The organism is Flavobacterium sp. PS2 (assembly GCF_046250155.1).
In the GTDB taxonomy this organism is placed as follows: domain Bacteria; phylum Bacteroidota; class Bacteroidia; order Flavobacteriales; family Flavobacteriaceae; genus Flavobacterium.
Genome location: NZ_CP176426.1, coordinates 3824063 through 3840331 on the forward strand (window position 1 = coordinate 3824063; position 16269 = coordinate 3840331).

At 32.0% G+C, this 16269-nt stretch carries 15 protein-coding genes; 6 read left to right on the forward strand and 9 right to left on the reverse strand.

What is annotated here, in order from left to right; translation table 11 throughout:
• Positions 1–8 precede the first annotated feature (8 nt).
• The 5 genes from ACJ6WR_RS16875 to ACJ6WR_RS16895 form a co-directional block, all read right to left on the reverse strand.
• The gene (locus ACJ6WR_RS16875; RefSeq protein WP_039116029.1) at positions 9–470 is read right to left on the reverse strand and encodes a MarR family winged helix-turn-helix transcriptional regulator; all 462 of its coding nucleotides are present in this window, start codon (positions 468–470) and stop codon (positions 9–11) included.
• A 323-nt stretch (positions 471–793) separates the two neighbouring features.
• A complete protein-coding gene (locus tag ACJ6WR_RS16880; protein ID WP_409415890.1) occupies positions 794–1570 on the reverse strand; it encodes an alpha/beta hydrolase family protein in 777 nt (258 codons plus the stop codon).
• A 62-nt stretch (positions 1571–1632) separates the two neighbouring features.
• The gene (locus ACJ6WR_RS16885; protein ID WP_081912428.1) at positions 1633–2049 is read right to left on the reverse strand and encodes a DUF6691 family protein; all 417 of its coding nucleotides are present in this window, start codon (positions 2047–2049) and stop codon (positions 1633–1635) included.
• A gap of 10 nt (positions 2050–2059) precedes the next feature.
• Positions 2060–2629, reverse strand: a complete 570-nt coding sequence (locus tag ACJ6WR_RS16890; protein ID WP_039116026.1) for a YeeE/YedE family protein — start codon at positions 2627–2629, stop codon at positions 2060–2062.
• Between the two features lie 165 nt (positions 2630–2794).
• A complete protein-coding gene (locus ACJ6WR_RS16895) occupies positions 2795–4210 on the reverse strand; it encodes an MBL fold metallo-hydrolase (protein WP_409415891.1) in 1416 nt (471 codons plus the stop codon).
• 498 nt (positions 4211–4708) lie between these two features.
• On the opposite strand from ACJ6WR_RS16895, the gene ACJ6WR_RS16900 reads away from it, so the two are divergent.
• Together ACJ6WR_RS16900 and cydB are read left to right on the forward strand one after the other, a co-directional pair.
• Entirely contained in the window at positions 4709–6040 is a 1332-nt protein-coding gene (locus ACJ6WR_RS16900) for a cytochrome ubiquinol oxidase subunit I (RefSeq protein ID WP_039117822.1), read from the forward strand.
• A gap of 2 nt (positions 6041–6042) precedes the next feature.
• A complete protein-coding gene (gene cydB, locus ACJ6WR_RS16905) occupies positions 6043–7119 on the forward strand; it encodes a cytochrome d ubiquinol oxidase subunit II (RefSeq protein WP_409415892.1) in 1077 nt (358 codons plus the stop codon).
• A gap of 244 nt (positions 7120–7363) precedes the next feature.
• Here cydB and ACJ6WR_RS16910 read toward each other — a convergent pair whose 3' ends face one another.
• From ACJ6WR_RS16910 to ACJ6WR_RS16925, 4 genes are all read right to left on the reverse strand, one after another.
• Entirely contained in the window at positions 7364–8401 is a 1038-nt protein-coding gene (locus ACJ6WR_RS16910) for an SMI1/KNR4 family protein (protein ID WP_409415893.1), read from the reverse strand.
• A 141-nt stretch (positions 8402–8542) separates the two neighbouring features.
• Entirely contained in the window at positions 8543–9328 is a 786-nt protein-coding gene (locus tag ACJ6WR_RS16915; protein WP_039117818.1) for a sulfite exporter TauE/SafE family protein, read from the reverse strand.
• Between the two features lie 330 nt (positions 9329–9658).
• A complete protein-coding gene (locus ACJ6WR_RS16920) occupies positions 9659–10285 on the reverse strand; it encodes a Crp/Fnr family transcriptional regulator (RefSeq protein WP_323491052.1) in 627 nt (208 codons plus the stop codon).
• A gap of 33 nt (positions 10286–10318) precedes the next feature.
• Positions 10319–11119: a hypothetical protein gene (locus tag ACJ6WR_RS16925; protein ID WP_409415894.1), complete on the reverse strand. Its 801-nt coding sequence runs from the start codon at positions 11117–11119 to the stop codon at positions 10319–10321.
• Between the two features lie 313 nt (positions 11120–11432).
• Here ACJ6WR_RS16925 and ACJ6WR_RS16930 point away from each other — a divergent pair, with 313 nt between their 5' ends.
• The 4 genes from ACJ6WR_RS16930 (at position 11433) to ACJ6WR_RS16945 (ending at position 16256) form a co-directional block, all read left to right on the forward strand.
• The gene (locus ACJ6WR_RS16930; RefSeq protein ID WP_039116017.1) at positions 11433–11744 is read left to right on the forward strand and encodes a rhodanese-like domain-containing protein; all 312 of its coding nucleotides are present in this window, start codon (positions 11433–11435) and stop codon (positions 11742–11744) included.
• Positions 11745–11816: 72 nt separating this feature from the next.
• Positions 11817–13397, forward strand: a complete 1581-nt coding sequence (locus tag ACJ6WR_RS16935) for an NADP-dependent glyceraldehyde-3-phosphate dehydrogenase (RefSeq protein ID WP_409415895.1) — start codon at positions 11817–11819, stop codon at positions 13395–13397.
• Between the two features lie 134 nt (positions 13398–13531).
• Positions 13532–14155, forward strand: coding sequence for a hypothetical protein (locus ACJ6WR_RS16940; protein WP_409415896.1), 624 nt, complete (start codon positions 13532–13534; stop codon positions 14153–14155).
• A 217-nt stretch (positions 14156–14372) separates the two neighbouring features.
• Positions 14373–16256 (forward strand): M1 family metallopeptidase, encoded by a 1884-nt coding sequence (locus ACJ6WR_RS16945; protein WP_409415897.1) that lies wholly within the window; start codon positions 14373–14375, stop codon positions 16254–16256.
• Positions 16257–16269: the final 13 nt, after the last annotated feature.

Sequence of the window (16269 nt, forward strand, 5' to 3'; positions counted from 1 at the left end):
TGTTTGTATTAATTTTTTTGATTTCTAAATTTCTCTAATAATTCATTTAATAATTCTAATTCTTCTGTTGTCAGGTTTTCAGAAAAAACAGTTTCGTGTTCAATTACTTTTGGATCTAGTTCTTTTAAAACACCCAAACCTTTTTCTGTAATCGATACTTCTATTTTTCTTCTATTATTTGGGCATACATTTCTGGTGACAAAATCTTTAAGTAATAATTTATCGACTAATCGGGTTGTATTGCTTGTTTTTGCCAGCATTCGATCCTGTATAACACACATGTTAGCTGGATTTCCTTTTTGACCTCTTAATATACGTAACACATTATATTGTTCTCCTGATAAATCATAAGGTTTTAAAACCTCATTAAATTTATCCTGAAGTACATTTTGTGTGTACATGATATTCAGAATAACTCTTTTTGGATTATCCATCTTAACGGTACTTTTTATTACATCTTCAATTGTCATAGTCGTCAGTGTATAATTTGTATATACAAATGTAGTATGTTTTTATTGTTGTATATACAAATGTGCTGTTAAATTTACGTTAATATTATTGAAGGGGATTTTTTCGTGGTTGGAAATCGAGTTTAAAATTAGGGAAATTTAATTTATAATTTGAATTTAAGGTATTGATTAATTGAAGTTTAATTGTTTCTTAAAGTGGCGTGAGACTTTGCGTGGGGCTTGAATTTAGACAAAGATTTCTGATTGAAGTACAAAAAAGAAACCCGACAAATTTTTAAAATCTGTCGGGTTTACTGTCTTAAATAAGTGAAATATAATATAAGTTATTTTTCACTTAAGGATTCTTCTATAAAGGTATTTATTGTTTCTTGTTCTTCGATTGTTGCGTCATTGTCCATATCACTATGATTAATAGTTGTGAATAGAACTTTGATTCCATATTTTTTTTGTTCTTGCTCCGTAGGTAATACACCTTCGTCTGCACTATAGTTTTTAGAGCGCAACGTATATACTCTAGGTTTATAAACTCTGGGAAGAGGCATTCTTCGGTTATCCATTGTTATAATTCTATAAACCGATTCAGGATATTTATCAGCAAATAGAGCTGTCATATCTCCGCCATTCGAATGTCCTATTAAGGTTAGATGTTTGAAATCTAACTCAGGATTTGTTTTTTTAAATTCATTCAATACATATCGAATGTTTTCAACGCCTCGATCCCAATTAGGTCTTCTGGTAATTTTTAAATCTCCTTCCATTGCAAGAAGATCATCTGTTGGTAATTCGTGTTGAATACTGACAACAAAATATCCTTTTGACGCTAGATTTTCAGTTAAATGGGAATAAATCATATTATCTCCACCTTTGTTTTCTCCGTATCCATGACTGAAAATTATTACCTGTTGGTTATTTATTTTCTTGTCTGTATTTGGATGATATATGGCAACAGGAATTTTTCTATCCCTTGAATTATCAAATATTTCTATGTTGTCTAACTTAAGGTCATAAGTTGTATTTGATACTTGACTATTCGTTTTCTTATTGCCTGAACAACTTATCAATAGTAAGCAAAGTAAAATCTGAGAATATATTTTGGTCATTTAGCTATGCTTCTATAAAATTGGTTTGCGAGGATATCTAATAATTAAGTTTAGGAAAAATATTAATGAGGCAAATTATCTTTAAAATAACCATAAACCCAAGTTCCTAATATTGCGCTTACCAAAGTTACTGCAATTACAGTAACTCCAGTTCCTATTTGTGCAAATAGGGGACCAGGACAAGCTCCGGTAATTGCCCAACCAAATCCAAATAATAATCCGCCATAAATCTGACCTTTACTAAATGTTTTAGGCTCAATCTTGATTTCTTCTCCCTGAATAGTTTTTACCTTGAATTTTTTTATCAAAAAAACAGATAGCATTCCTACTGCAACTGCACTTCCGATTACGCCGTACATAAAGAAAGATTGTAAACGGAACATTTCCTGAATACGATACCAACTGATGATTTCGGCTTTTACGAATACTATGCCGAATACAATTCCGACAAGCATATATTTTAAGTTTGAAATTTTCATTTTTAAAGTTTTAAAGTGAAAGTATATAAGGAAGAATCAGGTTTGCCATAACAAATCCGCCAATCATAAAGCAAATAGTTGCTACCAGCGAAGGCCATTGCAAATTAGAAATCCCCATGATTGCGTGTCCGCTTGTGCATCCTCCCGCATAACGCGTTCCGAAACCTACAAGAAAACCACCTACTACAATCATTATAAAACCACGTAGGGTTAATAAACTTTCCCATGAAAAAAGCTGAACTGGCATTAATCCCGAATTATCGGTAATACCATAAGTTGCTAACTCAGTTGTAAGTTTTGAGTTTATTTCGATAGCATTTGGATTCGATAAGAAAACAGTTGCTATTATTCCGCCTAAGAATATTCCGAAGACAAAGAATAAATTCCAGCTTTCTTTTTTCCAATCATATTTAAAGAATGAAATATTTGCAGGAATGCACATAGCACATATATGGCGTAATGATGAACTAATACCAAATGCTTTGTTACCAAAAATTAATAATATCGGTACAGTCAATCCAATTAACGGACCTGAAACGTACCAAGGCCAAGGTTCTTTTATGATTTCAATTAAATTCATTTGTTACTTTTTTATTTAGGTTCAAAGCGGCAAAGGTTCAGAGGTTCAAAGGTTGAAATCTTTGTCGTTTTGTGTCTTTGTTACTTTTTTATTTAGGTTTGGAGTGGCAAAGATACAAAGGCTAAAATCTTTGTTGCTTTGTACCTCTGTACCTTTGTTACTTATTTACTTTAAAACTTTGCTTTGACAAACGAAATCTGATTTTGGAATTGTAGTTTTTGCAATAGCATTAAAACCACCTTCAACTTCGGTGAAGTTTCTAAATCCGCGTGCTTGTAATATCGATGCAGCAATCATACTTCTGTATCCGCCAGCGCAATGCAAATAAAAATGCTCTTTTGGATCGATATCTTTTACCCAGTCATTAATATAAGCTAATGGTTTGTTGTAAGCCTCTTCTATATGTTCGGCACTATATTCGGTTTCTTTACGAATGTCGATTACTTTGTTTTCTTCAACCTTAAATTCATTTGCAAATTGGTCAGGTGTAATTCTGTTTACCGTATCAGTTTCGTAACCTGCATTTTTCCAGGCATCAAAACCACCTTCAAGATGTCCGATAATCGAATCAAAACCTACACGACTTAATCGGGTTACAGCTTCTTCTTCCAGACCTTTTTCGGTTACTAATACAATAGGTTGTTTTACATCGGCAATTAAAGTTCCTACCCAAGGAGCAAAATCACCGTTGATTCCAATATTTACCGATTGCGGAATAAATCCTTTGCTAAAATCGCCATTATTTCTAGTATCCAAAATCAAAGCACCAGTTTCTTCTACTACTGCTTCAAATTCGTCAACTTTTATAGTTTTCATTCCGTTATCTAAAACAGATTCAAAACTTTCATAACCGCTTTTGTTCATAGCCACATTCATGCTAAAATAAGCAGGAGGAGGTAGTAAACCATCGGTTACTTCGGTAATAAATTCAGCTTCGGTCATATTAGCACGCAAGGCATAATTGGTTGCTTTTTGGTTTCCAATTGTCGATACCGTTTCTTTACTCATGTTTTTACCACAAGCACTTCCTGCACCGTGAGCTGGATATACAATAACATCATCTGCCAAAGTCATTATTTTAGTTCGTAACGAATTAAATAATATGGCTGCCAATTGTTCTTGTGTCATCGAAGTGGCTTTTTGAGCTAAATCGGGACGACCAACATCTCCAATAAATAAAGTATCTCCAGAAAAAATCGCATAATCTTTTCCGCTTTCATCAATTAATAAATAAGTAGTGCTTTCCATGGTATGCCCAGGAGTATGCAACGCTTTTATTGTGATGTTTCCTAATTTAAACTCTTGTCCGTCGGTTGCAGAAACACAATCGAATCCACATTCGGCGTTTGGACCATAAATAATCGGTGCACCAGTTTCTTTACTTAAATCAACGTGTCCTGAAACGAAATCGGCATGGAAATGAGTTTCGAAGATGTATTTTAATTTTACTTGGTCACGATTTAAACGGTCTAAGTAGGGTTGTATTTCTCTAAGTGGATCTATAATCGCAGCTTCGCCATTTGAAGTAATGTAATAGGCGCCCTGTGCTAAACATCCGGTATAAATTTGTTCAATTTTCATTGTTGTGTAATCTTAAATAATGTTTTACAAAGGTAACTTTGTTTTTTTGGAAAATAAGTGACTAATGTTACAGAATTTTTTTTGAGCTAAAAAAAAGAAAAATTGAACTGTATGAGTGATATAAGTAAATAGTAGTCAGCCTATTTATATAAAAGTTAAATTAACTTAGATCACTTATAATCTAAAAAAAATAATGGTAGGGTAGTTAAGTAAGTAATTCACCATATAAGTGATATAAGTAAATGTAAGTTAAGCTATTTGAGTGAAACTTAAATGGGCTTAAATGACTTAAATGGTTTAAAAAAATAATGGAATAGTGTTTAAGTAAGTAATGCTTGTTTTTAGTTGTGTGGTTTTTATGTAATTAGTGTTTTAGCTGTTTTTGAACTAACTAAAAATTTTTATAAAGGCAAGGTGATAAAGTTTTTTTTATGTCATTAAATGTTACATTTAATAGGTAAATTTGCGAAACCTCATAATAAAATAAAATACGCTAGTATGGAAGAAATGCTTTTTTATGACCGAATGCAATTCGCATTTACAATAACTTTTCACTACCTCTTTCCGCAACTTACAATGGGACTTTCCTTAATCATTGTATATTTTAAATGGAAATATTTAAAAACTCAAAACGAACAATACAATCATGCCACTCATTTTTGGATGAGAATCTTTGCGTTGAATTTTGCAATGGGTGTTGTAACGGGGATTCCGATGGAGTTTCAGTTTGGAACCAATTGGGCTAAGTTCTCGGAATTAACAGGTGGGATTATTGGGCAAACTCTTGCAATGGAAGGGATGTTTTCCTTTTTCTTAGAATCATCGTTTCTTGGAATATTTTTATTTGGAGAAAAACTACTCGGACATAAATGGCATTTTGTTACTGGATTATTGATATGCATTGGTTCGTGGGCAAGTGGCTTTTTAATTATTGCAACACATTCGTGGATGCAAAATCCTGTGGGATATGAAATTCTTGAAAACGGAAGATTTGTATTAACCAATTTTCAAGCTTTGTTCCTTAATCCTTGGTTATGGCCTTCATATTTACACAATCAGGCAGCTTCGATGGTAACAAGTTCATTTGTTGTTGCAGGAATTGGTGCTTTTTATATTTTGAGTAAAAAGAATTTGACTTACGGAAAACTATTCGTGAAAACGGGTGTTATCTTCGGATTGATTTCGTGTGTAATAGTTGCAGTTCCTACAGGTGATTTACTGGCTAAAAATGTGGTAAAATATCAGCCTGTAACTTTTGCAGCTATGGAAGGAATTTTTCATACTGAGAAAAAAGGTTCTGAAATTGTTCTTATCGGTCAGCCCGATGTAAAAGATAAAAAACTAGATAATAAAATAGCCGTTCCTAATATATTGAGTTTCTTAACTTACGGAAGCTGGCATGAAGAAATAAAAGGATTAGATCAGTTTGACGAAAGTGTTCATCCTACTAATATATCTGGATTGTATTATGCTTATCATATTATGGTAGGACTAGGGACAATTTTTATAGGATTGATGGCTATGGCGGTTTTACAACTTTGCCGAAAAAAACTATTCGAAACCAAATGGATTTTATGGTCGCTACTTTTTATGCTTCCGTTTCCTTATATCGCCAATACTACAGGATGGTACACTGCCGAATTAGGACGTCAGCCGTGGTTGGTTTATAATTTATTACGCACTGCCGAGGGTGCTTCGCCAACGGTTTCCTCAGGGAATACATTATTTACATTATTAGGATTTATAGGATTGTATCTTTTATTGGGCATGTTGTTTTTGCTTATGGTTGGAAAAATCATCAATAAAGGACCTCACACAGAAAAAATATAATTATGGAGTTTTTTTGGTACGTAGTTTTAATGGGAATTCTAGCTGTTTACATTGTGTTAGACGGTTATGATTTTGGTGCAGGAATTATTCATTTATTTTTTGCCAAAACAGAAAAAGATAAAAAAGCGATAACTAATGCGATTGGTCCTTTTTGGGATGCCAATGAGGTATGGATTATTGCCGCGGGAGGTGTATTATTTTTTGCTTTCCCGATTTTATATGCATCATCATTCAGTGGATTTTATTTGCCATTGATTATGATTTTATGGTTGCTTATTTTTAGAGCAATCGGACTAGAAATGCGTGGACAGATTCATCACCCGATGTGGGAAGTAGTTTGGGATAAAGCATTCGGAATTGCGAGTCTACTATTGGCTTTATTCTTTGGGATTGCTTTAGGGAATATTGTTCGTGGTGTGAATCTAGGTATGGTTGTAAATGGTGTTTCGACTCAGGAGGCTCATTTTTTCTTTTTGCCTTTATGGAATCCGACTTTTAGTCCGCAAGCCCATGAATTAGGGATTATCGATTGGTTTACGTTGTTTTTGGGGATTGTGAGCGTTGTAGCACTTACGATTCATGGCGCAAACTGGATTATTTTTAAAACCAATTCTTCATTAAATGAAAAGCTTAAAAAGGTAGTTTTTAGACTCAATATAGTATTACTGATTTTGGTATTTATTTCTTTGCAAATCTGGCATTTTATTGAGCCAAAACCTTTTCATAATTTTATTGAAACTCCAATACTTTGGATATTCCCCTTAATTACCTTTATTGGGATTGTAGGATTGTTTAAGGTGCGCACGTATAAAAAAGACGGAATGGGGTTTGTATTTTCAACATTGTTTCTTGTGGGAGGTTTTGCTTCTACAGCAGTTTCAATTTTTCCAAATGTTTTGCCATCAACCAATAATGTAAATCCTTCATTAACGATTTATAATACCGCAGCACACGAATACGGATTAGAAGCAGGAATGAGTTGGTTTTTTATAGCCTTGGCTCTTGTTATTGTATATTTTATTATTCAATATAGAGTTTTTAGTGGTAAAATGGATGATATTGGATATGGAGAACATTAAGTTTTTAGTTTCAAATCAACGAATTGATTCATCAGTTTTTCTTTGAATAGCCGTTGGTTTTAACCAACGGATAAATAATGAATGCTAGTTGGCTTTAGCCGAATGTCTATATTCGGCTAAAGCCAACAAAAGAAATCTATATATTCCACTGGTTAAAACCAGTGGCAATTCATTTTATTACCTCAGATTAAAGGATTCAAAAGTATTTTAATCTTTGTCAAAGTAAAAAGAACTTTGACAAAGATTACTCTACGATGTCTTTTATGAAATCAATGAATGAATCTGAGTATTTTTCGAATTCCCATTTTCCATTTCCGTGCATACTTGTATAGATTGGTGCATCATTGTTTGTGATGTTTGTAATATCAATACAATATGGGTCAGCACCAGCGTCGGCTATTACAATATAATTTGATGGCCAATCTTCGAGAATTTCGTTTGTTATTGAGTTGAAAGAATAACCATTTTGAGATTTGATTAAATCATCGGCTCCATATAAATTTAATCCCTGAAAGAATTTTTCATCGTCGATAAAAACTCTGATAGGAGAATAGCTTTTAAGAAACAGCAAATAATTCTCGGGTAGTTTCCACTTTTTCTCTATTTCAGCAATTTTGTTTTCGGCGGCAATTGCAAGCCAATTTGATGGATTTGATAAATCTTGTTGCTTATCTCTTTCTATTTTTAATTTGTCGTCTAGTTTAGAAACTGCTTTTTCTAGTTCAGTTTTTGGATTTTTTAGTGTGGGATGAATTTGAGGTTCTTTATGGCCTGAGCCTTGTTTGTACGCTTTGCTTTGCCAATCTAATAATTCATCAATCCTAAAGTTTTCAATTTTCCAATAGCCAGGATCTTTTGGTAAATCACGATCAAAAGGCTGCTTGCTGTGTATTGCAATACTTTTGATTGCTTTTGCACGAACTTCTGTTGGTAAGCTTTCGTTTTGAGCTAACTCAATGAGAGTTTTATATGCTTTTATTCCTTTTGTTTTTATAAGTCCGTCGATTCCCCAATAGGTAAGTTCTGGTTTTGTAATTGTCCACTCGAAGAAGTCACTATAATTTGTTTCATCTTCTTGTACAAGGTCAATAATATCAGTCAACAAGAAATTTCTCCAATGTAGCATTTTGCCATCTTTTGAATATTGGATTAAAATTTCGATAACTTTTTCTCTGTCTGTAGTGGAGAAACTTTTTATTAGTTTGTCTTTTATTTTAGAAAATTTACTTCCGTCATCTTCTGTAAATAAACTTTCTTCGAAGTGTTTGATTGTTTTTGCCATAAGGGTGATTCGTAATGAATATCATTATTCTAAACGTACTAAAATAAAATCCTCAATTCTACTTTTGCTTAGTGAATTATGGGTTTTAATTTTTGTCAAAGTAAAAAAAACTTTGGCAAAGATTGGCTTAAACTTAAAATCTTAAAAGAAAACTTCCTTTGTAATAATATAAAATCCCATTATTAGTACAAACCAACCAAACATTGGTTTTAGTTTAGTTCCGTCGATTTTTTTAGAAAGCTGTGTTCCTATGAGCATTCCTAAAAGTGCGATTCCAGAAATTTCTAATAAGAAGATATAATTTACAGGAGTTCCGATATATAAATCTCCTCCAAAACCTATAGATGAATTAATGAATATAATAAGCAATGATGTTCCTACGGCTTGCTTCATAGGTAAATTGGCAAAAAATATTAGCGCTGGAATAATTAAAAATCCACCGCCAGCACCCAGAAATCCTGTTACAATACCCACAACAAACCCGATTATACTTAGTTGGGTGTAGTTTGTTGTTGTAGGTTTTAGTTCGGCTTTGTTTTTTCTAATCATAGAGATTGCAGCTGCTATCATCAATACAGAAAAAATAAGCATGATTAAAAAGTCTTTGGAAACGGTATAGGAAGCAACAGAAAATAATGTTGATGCGATTTGAGGGAAAATTACTTCTCGTATAATTAAAATAGAAACTACCGATGGAATAGCAAAATACAATGCCGATTTCAGTTTAAGATTCCCCATTTTGTAATGGCTATAACTACCAAATAAAGCAGTGATTCCGACTATAAACAATGAATAAGTTGTTGCTTGCTCTGGATTTATCTTAAATAAATAAACTAAAATAGGAATAGTAAGGATTGAGCCTCCTCCGCCAATTAAGCCTAACGAAAGTCCTATAATAATTGAAGCAAAATAACCTAAATATTCCATTGATGTTTTTTTTGATACAAAGGTTGTTTCTTAAAACGTAAGGCACAGTAACATTTATCACATTGGGTTTTTTAAATGCGAATTTCGTTTCAACGTTAAAAAATATTTACCATTAAGAGATTAAGTTCCATTAACTTCAAACCTTAATTTTTCTTAATCTCTTAATGGTGAAAAAAAAATGTTTTTTTTAAATAAGCGCAATACATTTATCACACAAGATTTGCTATTAGTTTCAACGTTAAAAAATATTACCATTAAGAAATTTAGTTCCATTAAATTCAAACCTTAATTTTTCTTAATCTCTTAATGGTAAAAAAAAAATCAAACATTCTATTTTAAAAGTTCAATTTGGTTTCGGTTTAGTTTTACCAAACCACGTTGTTCCATTTTTTTTAATAAGCGCGATATTACTTCTCGTGAGGTATTAAGTTCGGTAGCAATTTCCTGATGTGATACTTTTAATTCGGTGCAACCACAAGCGTCTTTATGACGTTTTAGGTAAAATTCTAATCGTTCATCCATAGAACGGAAAGCAATACTATCGACAACTTCTAAGACTTCTTCAAAACGACTTCTATAGGTTTCAATCACAAATTCGTACCAAGTACGGTGTTCCATCATCCATTTATCCATTAAGTTTAACGGAATCATGACTACCGAAACATCTTCGACTACTTTTGCCATTATCTGACTTTTCTCGCTCTTGGTTGCGCAAATCATCGATATGGCACAAGCTTGACCTGGTTGTAAATAATACATGAAAAATTCGCCACCATCTTCGCCTTCACGGTAAATTTTGATTTTACCTTTGGTTATTAAAACAGTGTTTTTTATGTATTGTCCAGTTCGCATTAAAATAGTTCCAGTTTCAAAATCCTGCATACTGGCATTGCTTTCGATAGCTGAAATTAATTCGTTGGAAAAGTTCGGAAAGATATTTTTTAAAGGAGTTTGCATTGATGTTGTTTTTTGTACTAATTAGTAATGGTTTTATTCATTAAAATCAGCGCTTTCGATATAATAGGTATTGATTATTTTTTGAAAAGATTCTAATTTTATATTTTCGGATTTAATGATTTTTCCGTTTTTATAAATATGATATTCTCCGTTATTAGATGGTTTTTCAGTCCATAAAATTCCGTTTTTTATTTTTCCTGATTCATCTGTAATCAGATAAGCAGTTGTATTTGTTGCTGATTCAGCATTTATTTTGTCTCGATATTTGCTCATATAAATTCTGTAAATAGCATCTTCTTTAGAGAAAAAATCGGCAATTTGATTAAAAATGGAGTCTACAGTTACATTGTTTTCTGATGTTTTTAAGAAGAGAAATAACTTATAGCTTTTTTCGAAATCATCTCCATCGGCATTAGCCATATTGTTTTTATAGAGATAGCTGGTTTTTTCATTATCATATATTCTATTCGAAATTTTACTTTTTTCGGGTAAGTTGTTGATGTTAAAATCGATTACTTCGAGATAGAAAATTTGTTTGCCTTTATAAATAAATTCGCTAACCTTCTTTTTATTTTTTACATATATTTTGATAATGGCATCTTGCTCGTTTAAATTTTTAACCACAATTGTATCATTCTCTTTGGTAAAGAAAAAGGAGTTATAGTAGCTATTGGCATAAATTTGTACCGCAAAACTTTCGAGTTTATCATTATTATATTTTTTAATAATTTCTCCACTTTCAATTTTAATTTCTTCGGTTCTCAGATTATTTTTTTCGTTCTGTGCTGTAACAGATAAACCGCAAAATAAAAGTATTGTTATTATTAATTTCATTTTAATATGCTAATTATAAGTAGAAAAGTTTTTGTAATAAAATCTAAATTTTGGTAACTTAATTACAAAGATAACCGATTATTATGGTATTAATTATATAGAGTTTATGTTTAAATGCCAATTTACTCAAATAATAATATCCTATTTTCTATGGGTTTTGTAGACTGTATTTTTGAAAATTATTTGTAGAAAACAGAATTCATTGATTATTATATCTTTGCTAAAACGTTTTCTACGAATTATAATATAAATCACAAATAGGAGGTTTATAGTTTGCCAAAAACGTTGTAATTTTACCTAAAAATACGATATCATGAATTTATCACAAGAAGATTGGGTAGCTCAATTTGAAGCTGACGAAAATGCAGTTATACTTGATGTAAGAACTGAAGACGAATACAATGATGGCTATATAGAAAATGCTCTTAATATTGATATCAATAAAGGACAGGCTTTTATTTATGAGCTAGAGGAGTTAGATAAAAATAAAAATTATTATGTGTACTGTCGTTCTGGAGCCAGAAGTGCAAAAGCGTGCCAAATAATGAATGAGATGGGGTTTGATAACGCCTATAATTTATTAGGAGGTATACTGGACTGGGATGGAGAAACAGTAACACCATAAAAATAAGAAGAGGCGCGTGCCTCTTTTTTATTTTCTAAAAACTAAATAACCAAAAAACAAAACAACCAAATAATGAGTTTTATACCAGAGGAATACCAAATAAATACTCCATTGGTACAGGATACCTATCTTGTAAACGGAGAGTTAAAAAAATGGACAGGGCAAACTACACCTGTTTTTTCTACCATATCATCTACCGAAAATTATACGCCTACTTTATTAGGATCTATTCCTTTTATGGGAGAAGCCGAAGCTATGGAAGCTGTAGAGTCTGCAACTGCTGCTTATAATAAAGGACAAGGTTTATGGCCTACAATGAAAGTTGTGGATCGTATAAAATGTATGGAGAATTTTGTTTCCCAGATGAAAACCACCCGTACCGAAGTTGTAAAATTATTGATGTGGGAAATCGGGAAATCATTAGGAGATTCAGAGAAAGAGTTTGACAGAACTGTAGAGTATATTTACGATACTATCGAAAGCTATAAAGAGTTAAATACTAGTGGAGCAAGTTTTACCAAAGTACAAGGTATAAACGCTATGGTACGTAGAGGTCCTCTAGGAGTTGTATTGTGTCTTGGACCATACAATTATCCATTAAACGAAACATTCTCATTACTTATTCCGGCATTGATTATGGGTAATCCTGTAATCTTTAAACCAGCTAAACACGGTGTTTTGTTATTATCCCCTTTATTAGAAGCCTTTAGAAGTAGTTTTCCGAGCGGAGCAATTAATATTGTATATGGTAGAGGTAGAGAAGTAGCATCGCCAATAATGAAATCTGGAAAAGTCGATATCCTGGCTTTAATCGGAAATAGTAAATCGGCAATTGCATTGCAAGATCAGCACCCGAATAAAAACAGATTACGTTTGGTATTAGGATTAGAAGCAAAAAATCCTGCGATAATTTTACCAGATGCCGATTTAGATTTGGCTATTCAGGAATGTATCGTTGGAACATTGTCTTTTAACGGACAACGTTGTACAGCACTAAAGATTTTATATGTACACGAATCTATAGCCGAAGAATTTAATAAACGCTTTGCAGCAAAAGTAGATTCGTTGGTTTTTGGGAATCCATGGGATAAGTCAGTTTCGCTTACACCACTTCCAGAGCCAGAAAAACCACATTATATTCACGAATTAATTCATGATGCAACTAGTAAAGGAGCTAAAGTAATTAATGAAAAAGGAGGATTACGCACGGATAATTACATATTTCCAGCGGTTTTATTCCCAATAAATAAAAAAATGCGTGTATATCACGAAGAACAATTTGGACCAGTTGTACCTATCTTGACCTTTAAGGATATTCAAGAACCGTTAAATGATATGGCTGAGTCTAATTACGGACAACAAGTAAGTTTGTTTGGTAAAGACATCAAAACGATTGCACCACTTATAGATACTTTGGTAAATTTAGTGTGCAGGGTAAACCTGAATAGTTCTTGCCAGAGAGGACCAGACGTTTTCCCATTTACGGGTCGTAAAGATTCGGCTGTAGGAACCTTAAGTATTCACGATGCATTGCGTTCGTTTTCTATTAGAACATTCGTAGCATCAAAAGATAATGATTACAATAATGCCATTTTGCAAGAATTATTAAATAGTAAAGAATCGAATTTTATAAATACCGATTATATCTTGTAGTAGCTATTTTTTAATGTTTAAAGCCGTCTTAATCCATTTGGAGTAAGGCGGTTTTTTTTATTTTATATAAAGAGACTTTGTTTTAATTGTAGTATTTTTGCTTCAAATTATTATTTAGAATTACAAAAAATACCATGAAAAATTTTACGTTCCTTTTTCTCTTTTTATTTTCATTTCAGTCTTGGTCACAGTCAGATCAAAAAATGTGGCTCCAAAAGAATAAATATGATTCGGCTATTTCTTATTTTGATAAAAATGAATTTGCTGCAGCGGCAGACTTTTTTTTATTTGCTTATAAAATAAAACCAGATTCTGAATTAGGGAAAATTTCTAAAAATAAATTTGATTCGTTAAAACCAGTTATCAGAAAAAAACTAATCGATAAATTGGTTGGAACATGGAAAATGAACGGAAATATTCCGAGTTGGTCACATAAGAATTTAAAAAGTGATAAGATTGAAAATGAGTTGATGATTATTGATGCCGATAAAATTTCGTATTATTTGCAGAATAAGAGTACGAAAGAAATGAAATTGATTAAAACAGAAGAGATTATTTTTTATGATTCTTTTGAAAAAAATAATCACATAACAGAAATGTTGACTTCGGATAAGCGATTATGGAGTTACTATATAGATGAATATTCAAAAAATCTCCGAGCTATTAATACTGGAAAAATAACAGATTCGGGTAAAGCTAAAATTGATTTAGATAATGAAGAAATATATTATGAGCGAATCAATCAGGATACAAAATAAACGATAGTATTTTAAACCGTCTTAATCCATTTGGAATAAGGCGGTTTTTTATTCTATTAAAAAAAAGAGTTATAAGTTGTTTTATTTGAGTGATTTAAGATGATTATTTGGTTGAAATATAAGATAATAGAATAAATTTGAAGAATAATTGTAACAACTTTATGCTATTCATAACTAATCAAGAATACTATTGATAATCATCAAAAAATAACCAACTATGAAAAGAAAAATATCTCAATTACTGCTATTTGCATTTATAGGTATGGCACAATATAGTTTTGCACAAGAACTATATATGCCAAGAAATATAAAAGAAGCTTATGCAAAAGGAACTCGTTCTATGGATGGGAAACCTGGGAAAAACTATTGGCAGAATCATGGAAAATATACAATTGATGTAACAGTAAATCCTGATACTAAAATTGTAAGCGGTACAGAAACTATTATTTACGAAAACAATAGTAATGATACATTGCAGAATTTACCAATTAGGTTTGTAAATAATCTTCATAAACCATCTTCGCCAAGAAGCGGAGACGTTAGTAATGATTTCTTGAGTGATGGATTAACAATTACATCTTTAAAAATAGAAGGAGAAATATATAAAGAAGATGGAAGAAGTTGGGGAACAGTAGGGAATGTAAAAATGAATAAGCCAATGCTTCCTCATTCTAAAATCACAATTAATATCGATTGGAATTATCCTTTATCTAAAGAAAGCGGCAGGGAAGGACAAATAGATAATACAACATTCTTTGTTGCATATAGTTATCCTCGTGTCACAGTTTTTGATGATTACAACAATTGGGATAGATTGCCACATACTGATCGTCAGGAATTTTATAATGATTTTAATGATTATGTATATTCAGTAAAAGCACCCAAAAACTATGTGGTTTATGGAACAGGAGATTTATTAAATCCAGATGAGGTTTTGCAACCAGAATTTTCGGCACGATTAAAAAAATCATATACTACAGATGAGATTTTGCATATAGCAAATGAACAAGAGATGAAAAGTGGTTCGGTTACCAAACAAAACGATTGGAATATCTGGAAATTTGAAGCCAAAAATATTTCAGATGTATGTTTCGGTTTAAGTGATCATTATTTATGGGATGCAAGTAGCGTTGTTGTAGATAAAAAAACAAATCGTCGTGCAAGCGTTCAGGCGGCTTACGATATAAAAGGAACTGATTTTGTAGTTTCTGTAAAAAATAACAGATATGCGCTGGATTGGTTTTCTAACAATTGGCCAGGAGTTCCATATCCATTTTCTAAAATGACAGCGTTTCAAGGTTTTGCCGATATGGAATACCCAATGATGTGTAATGATTCTCAAATGGGAGATCCTATTTTCGCACAATTAGTGCAGGATCATGAAGTGGCACATACTTATTTTCCTTTTTATATGGGAATAAATGAAACACGTTATGCGTTTATGGATGAAGGTTGGGCAACCACATTCGAATATTTAATAGGTATTTCGCAACACGGTAAAGAAGCAGCCGATGAATTTTATAAAAAATTTAGAGTAAATAATTATATAAATGATCCATCTACAGAAGAAGATCAGCCGATAATCTCCATGTCTACACAAGTTTCGGGTGCAGGATATGGAAACAATTCTTATGGTAAAGCGTCATTATCTTATATCGCCTTAAAAGATTTGCTGGGAGATGATCTTTTTAAGAAATCACTACATGCTTATATGGATAATTGGAATGGTAAACATCCTATTCCTTGGGATTATTTTAATTCATTTAATACAGCTTCGGGTAAAAATCTGAATTGGTTTTTTGATAATTGGTTCTTTACAAATAATTATATTGATATCTCAATTGATAAAGTTGATGTAAAAGCTAAAAATACAGTGGTTTATATTAAAAATAAAGGAGGATTTGCAATCCCTTTTGATGTAAATGTTGTGTATGCAGATGGTACAAAAGAAACATTACATGAAACTCCTGCAACATGGAAAAGTAACCAAAAGAAAACTTCTGTCAATTTTAATACAACCAAAGAAGTAAAATCTGTAACTATAGATGGTGGAATTTTTGTAGATGCAACACCAAAAAATAATACTTGGTCAGCTAAATAATAATTTTAAGACC

Coding starts and splice junctions, on each gene's coding strand:
- ACJ6WR_RS16915 (WP_039117818.1), bottom strand. CDS start 9,328: ATGGAATATTTAGGTTATTTTGCTTCAATTATTATAGGACTTTCGTTA.
- ACJ6WR_RS16890 (WP_039116026.1), bottom strand. CDS start 2,629: ATGAATTTAATTGAAATCATAAAAGAACCTTGGCCTTGGTACGTTTCA.
- cydB (WP_409415892.1), top strand. CDS start 6,043: ATGGAGTTTTTTTGGTACGTAGTTTTAATGGGAATTCTAGCTGTTTAC.
- ACJ6WR_RS16940 (WP_409415896.1), top strand. CDS start 13,532: ATGAAAAATTTTACGTTCCTTTTTCTCTTTTTATTTTCATTTCAGTCT.
- ACJ6WR_RS16895 (WP_409415891.1), bottom strand. CDS start 4,210: ATGAAAATTGAACAAATTTATACCGGATGTTTAGCACAGGGCGCCTAT.
- ACJ6WR_RS16880 (WP_409415890.1), bottom strand. CDS start 1,570: ATGACCAAAATATATTCTCAGATTTTACTTTGCTTACTATTGATAAGT.
- ACJ6WR_RS16945 (WP_409415897.1), top strand. CDS start 14,373: ATGAAAAGAAAAATATCTCAATTACTGCTATTTGCATTTATAGGTATG.
- ACJ6WR_RS16930 (WP_039116017.1), top strand. CDS start 11,433: ATGAATTTATCACAAGAAGATTGGGTAGCTCAATTTGAAGCTGACGAA.
- ACJ6WR_RS16925 (WP_409415894.1), bottom strand. CDS start 11,119: ATGAAATTAATAATAACAATACTTTTATTTTGCGGTTTATCTGTTACA.
- ACJ6WR_RS16910 (WP_409415893.1), bottom strand. CDS start 8,401: ATGGCAAAAACAATCAAACACTTCGAAGAAAGTTTATTTACAGAAGAT.
- ACJ6WR_RS16885 (WP_081912428.1), bottom strand. CDS start 2,049: ATGAAAATTTCAAACTTAAAATATATGCTTGTCGGAATTGTATTCGGC.
- ACJ6WR_RS16875 (WP_039116029.1), bottom strand. CDS start 470: ATGACAATTGAAGATGTAATAAAAAGTACCGTTAAGATGGATAATCCA.
- ACJ6WR_RS16900 (WP_039117822.1), top strand. CDS start 4,709: ATGGAAGAAATGCTTTTTTATGACCGAATGCAATTCGCATTTACAATA.
- ACJ6WR_RS16935 (WP_409415895.1), top strand. CDS start 11,817: ATGAGTTTTATACCAGAGGAATACCAAATAAATACTCCATTGGTACAG.
- ACJ6WR_RS16920 (WP_323491052.1), bottom strand. CDS start 10,285: ATGCAAACTCCTTTAAAAAATATCTTTCCGAACTTTTCCAACGAATTA.